Annotated in this window: 10 protein-coding genes; 1 reads left to right on the top strand and 9 read right to left on the bottom strand. The window is 40.1% G+C overall.

Annotation, left to right across the window (positions count from 1 at the left end; all coding sequences use genetic code 11):
* Positions 1 to 227 precede the first annotated feature (227 nt).
* The 6 genes from J2X07_RS16360 to J2X07_RS16335 all read right to left on the bottom strand — a co-directional run bounded on the left by J2X07_RS16360 (position 228) and on the right by J2X07_RS16335 (position 6,864).
* On the bottom strand, positions 228 to 1,310 hold the full coding sequence (locus tag J2X07_RS16360; protein WP_310261129.1) for a PQQ-dependent sugar dehydrogenase: 1,083 nt from the start codon (positions 1,308 to 1,310) through the stop codon (positions 228 to 230).
* Positions 1,311 to 1,445: 135 nt separating this feature from the next.
* Complete coding sequence (locus J2X07_RS16355; protein ID WP_310261126.1) at positions 1,446 to 1,817, bottom strand: MmcQ/YjbR family DNA-binding protein; 372 nt, start codon at positions 1,815 to 1,817, stop codon at positions 1,446 to 1,448.
* Positions 1,818 to 1,841: 24 nt separating this feature from the next.
* Positions 1,842 to 2,237 carry a VOC family protein gene (locus J2X07_RS16350; protein WP_310261124.1) on the bottom strand — a complete coding sequence of 132 codons (396 nt, stop codon included), beginning with the start codon at positions 2,235 to 2,237 and terminating at the stop codon, positions 1,842 to 1,844.
* Positions 2,238 to 2,492: 255 nt separating this feature from the next.
* Entirely contained in the window at positions 2,493 to 5,696 is a 3,204-nt protein-coding gene (locus J2X07_RS16345) for a DEAD/DEAH box helicase (protein ID WP_310261123.1), read from the bottom strand.
* A 204-nt stretch (positions 5,697 to 5,900) separates the two neighbouring features.
* Positions 5,901 to 6,362: a phage tail protein gene (locus tag J2X07_RS16340; RefSeq protein WP_310261119.1), complete on the bottom strand. Its 462-nt coding sequence runs from the start codon at positions 6,360 to 6,362 to the stop codon at positions 5,901 to 5,903.
* A gap of 22 nt (positions 6,363 to 6,384) precedes the next feature.
* Positions 6,385 to 6,864, bottom strand: a complete 480-nt coding sequence (locus tag J2X07_RS16335; protein ID WP_310261116.1) for a GyrI-like domain-containing protein — start codon at positions 6,862 to 6,864, stop codon at positions 6,385 to 6,387.
* Positions 6,865 to 6,969: 105 nt separating this feature from the next.
* On the opposite strand from J2X07_RS16335, the gene J2X07_RS16330 reads away from it, so the two are divergent.
* Complete coding sequence (locus tag J2X07_RS16330) at positions 6,970 to 7,920, top strand: helix-turn-helix transcriptional regulator (RefSeq protein WP_310261113.1); 951 nt, start codon at positions 6,970 to 6,972, stop codon at positions 7,918 to 7,920.
* Between the two features lie 166 nt (positions 7,921 to 8,086).
* Here the strand turns inward: J2X07_RS16330 and J2X07_RS16325 are convergent, their stop codons facing one another.
* The 3 genes from J2X07_RS16325 to J2X07_RS16315 form a co-directional block, all read right to left on the bottom strand.
* On the bottom strand, positions 8,087 to 9,043 hold the full coding sequence (locus tag J2X07_RS16325) for a tRNA dihydrouridine synthase (RefSeq protein ID WP_310261110.1): 957 nt from the start codon (positions 9,041 to 9,043) through the stop codon (positions 8,087 to 8,089).
* A 201-nt stretch (positions 9,044 to 9,244) separates the two neighbouring features.
* Entirely contained in the window at positions 9,245 to 10,621 is a 1,377-nt protein-coding gene (gene rlmD, locus J2X07_RS16320) for a 23S rRNA (uracil(1939)-C(5))-methyltransferase RlmD (protein ID WP_396194507.1), read from the bottom strand.
* 324 nt (positions 10,622 to 10,945) lie between these two features.
* Complete coding sequence (locus J2X07_RS16315) at positions 10,946 to 12,274, bottom strand: S8 family serine peptidase (RefSeq protein ID WP_310261099.1); 1,329 nt, start codon at positions 12,272 to 12,274, stop codon at positions 10,946 to 10,948.
* Positions 12,275 to 12,639 lie beyond the last annotated feature (365 nt).

Raw genomic sequence — 12,639 nt, 5'->3', positions numbered from 1 at the left:
GTTTACCATTCTTATATGAAGAAAATAAAAAGAGAATGTAAAATAAATATGAAGAAGAGCTTGTACCAAACAAACCAACTAAAAAGGGGAGTTTTTAAACTGAGAAAAGGGGATGTGATTCCATAAAAAATAATAAGAAGCCAACACTAAATGTTGACCTTGGTAGTTAGCTAGGTACTTAATTTAATAATACATAATCTTAATGATATTAGAATCCTAACACTTGTCTACTCACCTAAAGGGAGTTTTAATAATTTATCATCACCTTCTCGTGGAGTTCCTCTACCATCACGATTATTCGTAATTGTATACAATGCATTATCTTCAATCAGCATATCCCGCATTCTACCCGCATCTTCAAAAAAAGTAATAACCTCTTTATCAGCCAGATCAATTACGAGAATTCTTTCGCCTCGTAAGCTGGCAACATATATTTGTTTATTTTTAATAGCCATTCCTGATGGAGCCCAAGTGTTATCACCAGATTGAAACAAAGGAGAAACCATAGCAGGGGCTTGCTCATTACCTTCAATAATCGGCCAACCATAGTTTTTTCTGGGCTCAATCAAGTTAATTTCATCATGTGCCATTTGTCCATGTTCAGAGCTATAGAGCCTTTCGTCCTGATCCCAGGCTAACCCCTGTGGATTTCGATGTCCGTAGGAATAAACATAAGATTTTTCATATGGGTTATCGTTTGGTACAGAACCATCTAGTTCCATTCGCAAAATTTTTCCTGCCAGACTGTTAACATTTTGAGCATTTTCCGGGTTTCCCGCATCACCGGCGGTAGCATATAATTTGCCATCCGGTCCAATTTTAATTCTACCTCCGTTATGAATCCTTCCTCCCGGGATCTTTTCCAGGATCATGTTTTTTTCCGTCCACTTGTTTTGATCAAGCTTAAGCACAATAATGCGATTATAAACGTTACCATCCTGTTTATAAGTATGGTACGCAAATGCTTCACGAGAATTTTCAAAGTCAGGAGCAAGTATGAAACCTAGCAATCCGCCCTCACCTTCATGAAGGACTTTCTTTAAAACTTCAACATTCTGAACAGTTTTCGAACCTTTAGTACTATCGACTTTAATGATATAGCCTGGTCGTTGACTCGAATAAAAGGTATTATCTTGTTTGTTGATATTCCAAGGGATTACTAAATCTGTTGCGACAACTTCAGCTTGTCTGGCAAGCACTTCTGCTGCATCCTTTTCATTTTTTTCAGATGTATTTTTCTCTTCATGAAAACAACCTGAAAGAAAGAGGATCGAAATTAAAGTGAGAATGAACCTTTTCAATGCTAACACCCCAATTTTCACTATTTTACTGCTTAAAAATAGTTTAACCCTTTCAAGAGTGGAATTAACTGGATTTTAGTAAATTTAGCTTTTAGTCTATAAATCTGTGAAAAATAAAAAAAGGCAGATCCAGTCCGCCTTTCCTCACTTCTTATGTGATTCTATCCAATTCTTAACTAAACGCTTCGGTGCCGCACGTAAATAGGCCTCTTGAATGAGATCGGCCAGTTCATCCCAGTCCTCTTCACCTGGATTTTGAATGGATACCCAGCCGTGACGTCCTATATATGGCGTTTTATAAAAACGCTCTTTCTGCAGCAATATTTCTTGCATTTCGCGATCTGACTTGAAAGACAAGCTGAATCCTTGCTCACTTTCACCTGATATGACGAATGATTTTCCGTTTACTTTAAACGTATTGTGACCGAAACCATCGATAATTTCTTCAGCTTCAGGCAGCGAGAGACATATACTTCGAACATTTCCAAGCATACCTTCTGTATCTTGTGATTTCATATTTTTATTCACCTATAATGAATGTTATTTTGCGTTCTCATCCGGTTGATGGATTCCGAAAATATTGCCTTCTGTATCCATGTAGTAACCTTGCCACGCCATTCCTGGAAGGGCGTATTTCGGCATTGCTACCTTGCCGCCATTTTCAAGAATTTTCGCCTCTGTTTCATCGTAATTCCCTACACCCATTGTACATGCATAGCCGTTTAACGCTTGGTTTGGCTGTGGCGGAGGACCTTGACGCTTCATCAAAGCTCCATTGACGCCAGGTTCATTCGCATCACCCGTAACAGCCCCAAAATAAGGCATTCCAGCGTATTCACTCCAATCTTCAAATGACCATCCAAATACCTCACCATAAAACTTCTTTGCGCGATCCATGTCATCCACATGAACTTCAAAATGCACTAAACGTCCCATAATCATTCTCCTCCATTATTTTGAATAGTTTCATCATTCTAACAATTTTTATCTTACCTTTTTATAATAACCAATCTCGCCAAAGTGTTCAATATTTTTCCGAACATACGTACGTTTTTTATATTTGTTCTTATAAAAATAGGGGCAGTGGTTAGTAAACCGCTCTGCCCCTTTAACAGCTATTCTTATTTAAGAGTACATATCCAATTAGCCATTAACGATAACTGCTCATTACTTTTTTGTAAGTTAATAAATTTAAATCATAAATATTTCACGAATATCTTCTTCTGTTAAAGAAGCATTCGCTGTGTCTTCAGAATCCACCATCGCTGTTATTAGATCTTTCTTTTTTTCCTGAAGCTCGTACATCTTCTCTTCAATGGTTCCACGGGCTATAAGCTTAATCACCTGTACAACATTTTTCTGACCCATTCGATGAGCTCTGTCTGCTGCTTGCTGCTCAACTGCCGGATTCCACCAAAGGTCATATAAGATGACGGTATCCGCTCCTGTCAGGTTCAGACCGGTACCTCCTGCTTTTAAGGAAATCAAGAACAAATCCCGCTCCCCGCTATTGAATCGATTGCAAATTTCCAATCGTTCTTCTGAAGGCGTATTTCCATCCAGATAAAAGTACGATTGGCCACGCAATGTGAGATCTCTCCCAATCATTCGAAGCATTTTCGTAAATTGAGAGAAAATCAACACTCTTCTTTGTGAAAGTCTGGCTTCCTCTATTAGTTGCAGCAGCTGCTCGTATTTCGCTGAACTCCCCTCGTAACCGTCTACAAAAAGGGAAGGATGACAGCAAATTTGCCGTAAACGGGTCAGCCCCGCTAAAATACGAATACGATTTTTCCGAATGGTATTCCTATCCAGATGTTTTAACGTATCATGCCGCAGCTTAGCTAAATACGCCGCATAAAGCCTTTTTTGTTCAGGCAGCAGTTCTGTTGATTCTGACGTTTCTATTTTTTTAGGCAGCTCAGCAAGTACCCCTTCTTTTTTCCTGCGAAGCAAAAAGGGACGAACCCTTCGAGCGATCGTCTTCCTGGAAAGGTGGCTGAACTCCTTTAGTCCTTTAAATAACTGTGGGAAAACGACATAATAAATGGCCCAGAGTTCTTCAATTGCATTTTCGATAGGTGTTCCTGTAAGTCCAAAGCGATGATCAGCCTGTATTCTTTTCACAGCTTTAGCCGTTTGGGTCAGGGGATTTTTAAAAGCCTGCGCCTCATCGAAAAATACCGTATGAAACTTCTGATTTGCATACCAATTAATATCACGGCGCATTAAGGAATAGGATGTAATGACAACATCTATATCCTTCATATCCTTTTGTAAATTTTCTCGTTCTGCTTTATCGCCATCTAAAATAATGGATTGAACTTCTGGAGAAAACTTCATGATTTCATGCAGCCAATTGTATGTTAAAGATGAGGGACAAACGATGAGAACCGGTTTTCCCTTGTCTCGAATATTCGAAAGCTCAGATACAATAAATGCGATACTTTGTACTGTTTTTCCAAGCCCCATATCATCTGCTAAAACACCGCCGAATTTGTAGCTGGCAAGTGTCTTCATCCAGTTATATCCGCGTTTTTGATATTCCCTCAATATGTTGTCTAAACTTTGAGGCACCTCGAAATTCAAACTGCTCGGATTCTTTAGTTTTTCAAGGAACCCATTGAACGATTTTTCTATTGTGAATACCTGGCTATCTTCAAACAAATCAAGGTGTTCAAGACTTTGAATAATAGGCATGTTCAGGCTGGCTTCTATATCTATATCCTGAGCCGGAACTTCTTTTAGAAAACGTTGGATTTCTTCCATTTCCTTCGTCTCAAGAGAGAGCAATGAGCCATTACGTAAACGGTAGTATTTACGCTTTTCTTCAAGTGCCTCTAAAATATCCCGAATCTGTTTCTCAGGTATACCATCCATCTCAAATTTGAATTCTAACCAATCATTTCGTTCTTTTTTAACCTTAACTCTAATTTTAGGATAAGCATTCTTCCGGACGATACGGTTTCGAACAGCTGTTGTGGCATAAATCTGAACGAGTTGCTGTAGCTTAGGAAGAGTATGAAATAAAAATGTATATTCCAAATCTTCATTTTGCATGGTGTAACCGCCATCTGTTTTGAAAAAGCCGCTCTCATCCATCAATTCAAGAATCTCGTCTTCCTTTTCCTGATCCCTTACTATCATCGGTCCTGTAGAAGGTTCTCTCGATTCCAATGGTTGAATAACAACTTTTTCATAATGAAACTCCAAACCTGCAAGAAGACGATTCTTTACACGATCCAAATACAGCTTGGCAACGAGTGGTTGTTTCAATAACTTTTGTGATAATGCTTGATCCAGTTTAACATCGCCAATCTTCTTCAAACTTGGCACAATTTTTTCGAGAAAATAATGAATTTGTCCTTGTGAAATCGGTATATGATTTGTACCTGGAGAGGATAGCATTTGCTTTAAGTCATATAGTCTTTCACAGTCTTGTTCTTTTAATCTAAAGATTTTCCCTTCAAATAAAACTGAACGATAGAGATTCAATACAATCATTCGATCAAAGCCATTAATCCCTAACTGGTAATCAGCACCCTTAACTTCAATAGCAAACTGTATAGGTGGCGGTCCATCTACGATTTTTAAGTGTTCAAAAGTTTGACCACTCTCTTCAAGACTAACTAATGATGTTTTAGTCAGCATTGGAACCAGCCGCGCCCAAGATGAAGGTGGAATAAGTAACGTTTGATCTTTAGGCGAAAAAGAAGAAGAAAATGCTTCTAGAAATGCCTTTTCATCATGAATAACCGCAATAAGTTCCTGCACCATCACATCTGCTTCCCTTGAGATGCAATGCAAGTTTGGATCATACGTAAAAACAGAAGACAATACGCTAGGCTTTCCGTGTTTTACATCATGGAGAAAGGTACGAATATTTTTGAGTTTCGTGTGACCGAGTTCAAGTTCTATCCCGAATAAAAAATATCCATTCTCTATTTGGACTGGTCTGCAAGTGAACCTGACACCCAGTAATTCTCTTTTTTCAAAATGGAGCTGATGTGCGCTTGTTCGAGCTGGTTTATCGTTGAAGATCGATAGGAATCCTTTCGTCAGCTCATTAACATTAGAAGGATGATCTTCTATGTTTTCAGGAACAGTTCCTTTTTGCTGGTGCTCATGAACGGACAATAAAACAGCCGCAACGTGCTGGCAATCCTTTTGAAAATTGACTAGTGAAGGACAACTGCATTTCGTTTGAATGTTCCCCTTCGTATCTATTTTTATTGTCACATGAAAGTCTTCTGTTCCACTAACGGTTGCTTCACAAAAATCATGCGTATATTTGGTGAATATAACTTTATTTGCTTGATAAAAATAGTTTCCTTTTTTATAGGAGACGGTACCGCACATTTCTTTTATTTTATGATGACTTATTTTTATATCCATGTACTCCCGCTCCTTCCTATCTATTTTAAAATCCGGATTGATTCCTTGATTAACTTTCTAGATTTAACTTACATTTAATCAATTAATGATTCAAGCAGCATTCCTCGAATAAGAAAAAACCTAAACAAAGCTGTTTAGGTTCTTATAATAAAATTTATCATCTAATAAGCAACGTGTACCACTCAATCAAGTACTGGGCTTACTTTAATATTCTCCTTTAATAACAAAAAATGAGCCCCGAATGGTTCCAGCTAGTTTAGATTTCTGTCTTGCAAACTTAAACTTCGATTCTAACTCCTTTGGTACTTCCATCCCCTCTGAAAGCTTAAACCCAACTGCCCTCTTCTTGGGGTTATCGACCGTATACATGACGTTGACCGAAAGACCATCCTCATAGAAGACGTAGGCAAATTTGATATTTTCCACTTGAAACCTCGATGTTTCTAAAGGTTTGGCCGCAAACTCGATATCACGTTCTTTTAAAATCTCATTCACATAATCAAGTGTTTCCTGGCTTTCGCTAGCCGGTACAACCGTAAATTCGTGCTTGTATTTGTTCATAAAGTAACGGGCTTCATTCGCACGCAGCCCCGAAAGCGCATCTACTACGGGTGAAGACTCCAACCCAGCTGCGGACACATTTTTAAAATCAACGATATAGGACATTTCCATCTCTCCTTTTTATTTCTTATTTCCTTACAACAGGGATCCACATTTCACCATAGATCAAGCCGTTTCGCTGCTCCATTTCAACACTTGCATTGGGCCCGCCAACATAGGCAACATTCGTTGCTTCTGGCAATACCTGGCCAAAGGCAATTCCAGCAAGCTTGTTGTTCAGATCATCCGCACTCTTACCATCTCCTTTAACAACGATGTATTCTCCTTTAGGAAATTGAATCACTCTCGCTTCTTCTGGTGCCGATTCCTCTGTCATGACGCCCGCATAATGCATCATCTTGTTATTCACCGCTTCGTTTACAGCAAAAATGAAGTCATTTGATGCCATACCCTTTAAAGTGTCCAGTCTTCCGTCTTCGCTGACCGCCTGCCAAAAGTCGGACTTTTCCTTATGAATACCTGCATAGTCTGTGTAATCGCTCTTAAGCTCTGTTCCAAGACCGATCACGGTAAAGCCTTCTTTTTCTTCCAGCGTATAATTTGCCATTTCCATAACCTCTTTTCTACATTTTTTAATGATTTGTATTCTTAGCTTGATAGGTTTATCATATCCTTAAATCGTGTCAAAAAATGATACTGTTTAGGAGCTCATATGAAAAAAGTTGAACGGATTAATATCATCATGCGGTATATCAACAACCGCGCCTACTTTACCATTTCTGAAATCATGCGGGAATTTAACATCTCCCGTTCGACGGCCATTAGAGATATTAGGGAAATTCAGTCTATAGGGATGCCGCTTGTCGCTGAGGTTGGAAGGGATGGGGGTTATTTTGTTATGCACAACTCTGTCCTGCCAGATGTACGTTTTACAAATAATGAAGTAAAAGCTCTTTTTATTGCCTTTATGGCCACAAGAAACCAGCAGCTTCCCTATTTGAAGAGCCGACAGTCTTTAGCTGAAAAATTATTGGGCCTCCTCTCAGAAAACCAGCAGGAGGAGCTTGTACTTTTAAATCAAATCCTTCTTTTTGAAGGGACCAATCCTCATAATCCTGACCTGCTTGATCTGTCAGACCTCCCCCACCCCATGCTTGAAACACTTATACAAACCCTTCTTGTGGACGCCTATCTGCAGATTACGATTAATGATGAGTCATATCTGATTTATCTCCTGCATCTGTATCGAGAGAAAGGCGCCTGGCTGATTGAAGGCTTTGACTTGCAGGAAGAAAAAAAGAAAATCATCCCTGTCGACCACCTCACCGATGTCAAAACCTACACGCCCAAAAAAAGAACCAGCAAGAAAAAAATCCTGGAAAAACTACGCAAGCAGGAAGCAGCCATCAACCTTGTCATAGAGCTCGGACCAAAAGCGATTGCCCAGTTCAAAAAATACCACCCTTTAAAAGTTTCGATTTCCTATACGAATCCGTACCAAACTACAGCTATTCTAAAAACTTTTATCAACGTGAATCAGCTCGAGGAATTGAACGAAATCACCAATTGGCTTCTGTTTCTTGGTGAAGATATTAAAGTCAGAGAGATTCCGGAAGAGGTTTTGAAAGGGTTGCGGGAGAGATTACAGAATTACTTTGCCTGAGCCGTGCAGTGATAATCATTGTACCGGAGCAAAAAGGACGGCAAACCGGTTTTTATTACCGATGTGCCGCCCCAAATAGTTGAATAGAAACAGGTTTCCTGGATGCTAAATAAAATACGTACACATCCTTGAGAATTTCATCATTTCACTGACTAGTCTCATCACATCACTTTCCAAAGTTATCAAGCAATGCTCGCACTTCATCTGTTGATTTTGTGTTCATCAACTGATTTCGTAATTCAGCAGCTCCAGGGAATCCTTTGACATAGATTTTGAAAAAGCGGTGAAGCCCTGTGATTGAACGCGGCACTTCTTCCGCATATTGATCCTGAAGGTCAAGCTGCAGTCTTAAAAGATCAAGATATTCTTTACTGCTGTGCTCTTTTGGCTCTTTTTCAAAAGCAAAAGGATTTTTAAAAATCCCGCGCCCGATCATCACTCCATCAATACCATATTTTTCAGCAAGCTCCAGTCCGGTTTGACGGTCAGGAATGTCTCCATTGATGGTAAGCAGCGTATTCGGTGCGATACGGTCACGCAGTTCTTTAATTTCCGGAATCAGCTCCCAATGTGCAGGTACTAGACTCATTTCCTCTCTTGTGCGTAAATGAATAGAAAGATTCGCAATATCCTGTTTTAAAATATGCGTTAGCCACTCTTCCCACTCATTTACCTCCTTGAAGCCAAGCCGTGTTTTCACGCTTACAGGCAGTCCGCCCGCTTTTGCAGCTTGAATAAGTTCTGCCGCAACGTCCGGCCGGAGAATAAGTCCGCTCCCCTTCCCTCTCTGTGCCACATTCGGTACAGGGCAGCCCATATTAATATCGATGCCTTTGAAGCCCAACTCGGCCATACCCATACTCATTTGACGGAAGTAATCGGGATTATCGCCCCAAATATGCGCCACCATTGGCTGCTCATCTTCTGTAAACGTCAAACGGCCGCGGACACTTTTCAAGCCCTCTGGATGACAATAGCTATCCGAATTTGTAAACTCTGTGAAAAATACATCCGGCCGGCCGGCTGCACTTACGACGTGACGAAAAACAACATCTGTCACATCTTCCATTGGTGCAAGTACAAAAAATGGACGAGGTAAATCATTCCAAAAATTATCTATCATTTCTAACTCAATTCCTCTCACTACGTTTGCAACTTCAAAATCCCGGTAAAAAATATTCTTTTTCACTTATATCATGATTACTAACTATTTATCAAACACTGAACGTTGATAATTTATGGAAAATAAGTATCAAAGCAAATGTTATTATCCCAAACAAAAAAGCAGATGGTATAGATATTTCTATATCAGCTACTTTTTCGATTATACTATCTCCAACCTCGCAACCGCTTCGCAGTGTGTCGTTTGCGGAAACATATCAACCGGCTGGACTTCCATTGTCTTGAAACCGCCGTCTTCTAGTACACGAAGATCTCGAGCCAATGTTGCCGGGTTGCAGCTCACATACACTACTCGTTTTGGCTTCATTTCAATAATTGTCTTTAAAAGCTCTTCATCGCATCCTTTTCGCGGTGGATCGACGACGATTACGTCAGGTGTAATACCTTGTTTTTTCCACGCTGGGATGACTTCTTCTGATTTTCCGACTGCAAACTCTGCGTTCGTGATATTATTCAGTTCTGCGTTGCGCCTTGCATCCTCAATCGCTTCAGGTACAATTTCGACTCCGTACACTTTCTTTGCTTTTTGTGCGAGGAAGAGTGAGATCGTCCCGATTCCGCAGTATGCGTCGATTACGGTTTCATTACCGTTTAGCTCGGCATATTTTAATGCTTGATCGTAAAGTACTTTCGTTTGATCCGGGTTGATTTGATAGAAAGATCGTGCTGAGATCGCAAACTTAATGTCTCCGATAAAGTCGTAAATATATTCAGCACCCCACAACACGCGGGTTTCGTCTCCAAAGATGACATTCGTGCGCTTCGTGTTCACGTTTTGCACGATGGATTTCACTTCTGGCAGTGTTGCTGTTATATCTTCAACAATCTTTTTTCGCTTCGGCAAGTCTTTCCCGTTCGTTACGAGTACAATCATTAAGTCGCCTGTTGTTTTTCCATATCGCGCGATGATATGACGAAGCATACCTTTATGTTTTTCTTCGTTATACGCACTAATGTTGTACTTATTCACGATTTCTTTTACGGCTTGTACCGCATCGTCATCCGTCTTACCAGTAATGATACAGCTATCCATCTCTACAATTTCATGGCTGCGTTTTTGGTAAAATCCTGTGATGATTCGTCCTTCCCGCTCACCCACTGGCACTTGGGCTTTGTTTCTGTAGCGCCATGGTTCGTCACCCATGCCGAGTGTCGGCAAAACAGGTACGTTTTCTAATTTTCCGATTCGTGTTAATACGTCTTCCACTTGCTTGCGTTTGTACTCTAATTGTCCGGCGTACGATAAGTGCTGCAGCTGGCATCCTCCGCACCATTTATAAATCGGACATGGCGGCTCTACACGCTCTGGGCTCGGCTCGATCAATTCTTCTAATCTCCCAAAGCCAAATCCTTTTTTAATGCCTACTACCTTTATCTTTGCACGCTCTCCAGGCAAAGTGTTCGGTACAAACAAAGTAAACCCATTTATCCGGGCAACTCCCGCTCCTTCGTGGGTTAAATCCAATATATCTACTTCATAGCTTTCATTTTTATGAACAGGCAGATCAGCCTTCGTCATTTTCATCGTCCTTTTCGTCCTTTATGCTTTTCTGATTGTAGCACAACTAAAGGGGTACACCAAATGTCTGTGCGCAAAAAAACATCTGAAAATATTAGAGAAAAGGGGACTGTCCCTGAACAATTTATTTCCCTTTCTGTTCCTTTGGATTTATATAGAGTTATTTACTCGATCCCATATATGTTTTCATCTTATTTTCATTTTACTTTCTTTTTCTTCCTAGTATATTTAGGGGTATTTCCCATGAAGTTTACTACAAGAAAATAAAAAGACTCAAAAGGGCTGCTGACTTAAGCCCTTTTGAGTCTTTTCTGCTATTTATTATTAATTACTTGCAGCCTTTACCGCTTCATACGCATTTACGTATCCTGCTCCAACTTCATGCAACTTATATCCTGGCATCGGATCGGCTGTTGATTCCAACAACTGCAGAACTTGGTCAGGTGTCAAATTAGGATTGGCTTCAAATAGTAATGCTGCGACACCAGAGATATGAGGTGTTGCCATACTCGTTCCGCTTGCAGTTGTGTAATAAGGCAGATATTCTGGTGCGATGTAATCTTTATCTTTTACTGTTCCGAGCGTGTTCATAACAACACCGGTTTTTGATTTCGTTGAAACGATATCAACCCCTGGTGCTGTAATGTCTGGGTGTAAAAGTTCATCCCCTTCAACTCCGCGGGATGAGAAATCAGCGAGCTGCTTGTCCTTCGTTCCAGCAGCAACTGAAATGACCCATGGCGCTGCAGAATATGGGTTTAATGTGTTGTCATCTGGTCCTTCATTTCCTGCTGCGAATGATACGACCATTCCTGCATCATGAGCTTGTTTACTTGCTACGTTGATCGGGTCATTCGGCGAATATTCTCCTGTAGAACCCCAGCTGTTTGAAATAACGTTTATTCCGTACTTATCTTGATTTTTCAATACGTAATCAAAAGCTTCAAGTGCCCAAAAAATGTTGATACCTTCCCCTGTTCCAAGACCGACTAGTTTTGCGTCTGGTGCAATACCGGAATAGAGACCTTCACTTGCAGACCCTAGCCCCGCTATTGTGCCCGCAACATGAGTACCGTGGCCTGATGATGTATCTGTGTTTGGTACGTTTTCAAGATAAGTTGCATCCTCAGAAAAGATATCTTGTCCTACTAAAAATTTCACGTTTTGTACGACTTTTTCTTTGCCAAACGGAAGATCCGGATGTGTCCCGTCAATACCGCTATCGATAACAGCTACAGTCGTTCCTTTTCCAGTGTAGCCTAATTCGTTCCATACACGTTCAGCACCGATTAGCTTCCGGCTGTCTTTCATTAAATAATGCAGATCTTTATTATAGTAGATTGATACGGCGTTCAAGTTGCTTGTAAGCAGTGAAGTCAGCTCCAGCTTCGTCCCTTTTACGGCAACCATTGGAAGCTTGCTGAACGTTTTCGTTTCTAATCCAAGATTTTTTAATGCCGTAACATCAGAAGTATTAGGCATTGAATCATACGTAACAACAGCTTCAACCATTGCATTCGACGTAACATCCCCTAATACTTTTGTTAGTGCTTTGTCCACTTCCAGCCCAGATGCTGCGTTCACGTTTTGCTGTGGTAAGAAAAAGGCAACGGCTAAAACTGCTGCTAAACATATGAAAAGCATTTTCTTCATATTTTATCCCTCCAATTTCTATTATGATTGTTTTAATTTTCTAACATATTTTAGAAGGTAACAATCGTACAAAGGGATAAAAAACATTATGGGAAATGGTCTAGGCCTGGTACTCCATTTGACATAACCATCAAAAAATAGCTATGTATTTCTTACTGCTTTTCGTTACAACTTTAAAATTAATAGAATATTCTATACTTTGATGATATTTTTGTAATCTCTTTGTAGTAAACTACTAAAAGCATTTACATGATTTTAAACAGTCCATTCGACCTAATCTATTTCTTTGACGGTCTGTCATCCAGATAGAAAAACACTTTTGCGATAAGCGTCCTTCTCATTTTTGCTACAAAAAACACCTTAAG

The sequence above is a fragment of the Fictibacillus barbaricus genome (assembly GCF_031457135.1).
Lineage (GTDB): Bacteria > Bacillota > Bacilli > Bacillales > Fictibacillaceae > Fictibacillus > Fictibacillus barbaricus_A.
Note: the sequence above shows the minus strand (reverse complement) of the source record. Positions and strands in the feature narration are given on the sequence as shown.

Bases quoted from the DNA above. Each gene is read 5' to 3' on its own strand.
- J2X07_RS16355 (WP_310261126.1), bottom strand. From the start codon at position 1,817: ATGAAATCACAAGATACAGAAGGTATGCTTGGAAATGTTCGAAGTATA.
- J2X07_RS16350 (WP_310261124.1), bottom strand. From the start codon at position 2,237: ATGGGACGTTTAGTGCATTTTGAAGTTCATGTGGATGACATGGATCGC.
- J2X07_RS16345 (WP_310261123.1), bottom strand. From the start codon at position 5,696: ATGGATATAAAAATAAGTCATCATAAAATAAAAGAAATGTGCGGTACC.
- J2X07_RS16340 (WP_310261119.1), bottom strand. From the start codon at position 6,362: ATGTCCTATATCGTTGATTTTAAAAATGTGTCCGCAGCTGGGTTGGAG.
- J2X07_RS16335 (WP_310261116.1), bottom strand. From the start codon at position 6,864: ATGGCAAATTATACGCTGGAAGAAAAAGAAGGCTTTACCGTGATCGGT.
- J2X07_RS16330 (WP_310261113.1), top strand. From the start codon at position 6,970: ATGAAAAAAGTTGAACGGATTAATATCATCATGCGGTATATCAACAAC.
- J2X07_RS16325 (WP_310261110.1), bottom strand. From the start codon at position 9,043: ATGATAGATAATTTTTGGAATGATTTACCTCGTCCATTTTTTGTACTT.
- rlmD (WP_396194507.1), bottom strand. From the start codon at position 10,621: ATGACGAAGGCTGATCTGCCTGTTCATAAAAATGAAAGCTATGAAGTA.
- J2X07_RS16315 (WP_310261099.1), bottom strand. From the start codon at position 12,274: ATGAAGAAAATGCTTTTCATATGTTTAGCAGCAGTTTTAGCCGTTGCC.